The organism is Moraxella sp. (assembly GCF_024227015.1).
Taxonomy (GTDB): Bacteria; Pseudomonadota; Gammaproteobacteria; order Pseudomonadales; family Moraxellaceae; genus Moraxella.
Map to the genome: position 1 here is coordinate 1 of NZ_JAAELD010000370.1, position 504 is coordinate 504.

The following is a 504-nucleotide window of genomic DNA, read 5'->3' on the forward strand; positions in this document are numbered from 1 at the left end:
ATGAGTATCGCAAAATTTTATTGCCGAAAGATGAGCCGGCGCGATATGAAACGATGCGAGAAAATTTGCTGTATGTGCTGGAGAATTATCCTATCTTGTTGATTATAGACAACTTTGAGACGAATTTGTTATCTGATCCGAAAAAAGGGTCTGTTTGTCAGGACCCAGAATGGACGGAATTGTTAACGGCGTTTGTGACACGGTTGCAAGGGCAATCGCGGGTGATGATGACCAGTCGGCATCGCCCAGTGGTATGGGTTGATAAGGTACTCTGGTTGCCTTTGGGACCATTACCCATGAATGAGGCGTGGTTATTTTTGCAGAGTCATCAGGCGTTAAATCAGTTATGGCATAGTGATGATAGTCATTTGGTGTCTAAAGTGTTAAAAATCAGTCACGGGCATCCATTAATTATGCAGCGTTTGGGGGATTTAGCCCATGATAGGGACGCTTTGGCTGCGGCGCTGGCTCGTTTGGCGGAGAAGGGTTTTAAACAGTTGCCGG

The 504-nt window shown here is 45.8% G+C and carries 1 protein-coding gene; it reads left to right on the plus strand.

Translation table 11 applies throughout. The features are described 5' to 3' along the window. Positions 1 to 504 (plus strand): hypothetical protein (locus GY683_RS08630; RefSeq protein ID WP_297288340.1); only part of this gene is annotated, 504 nt, incomplete at both ends.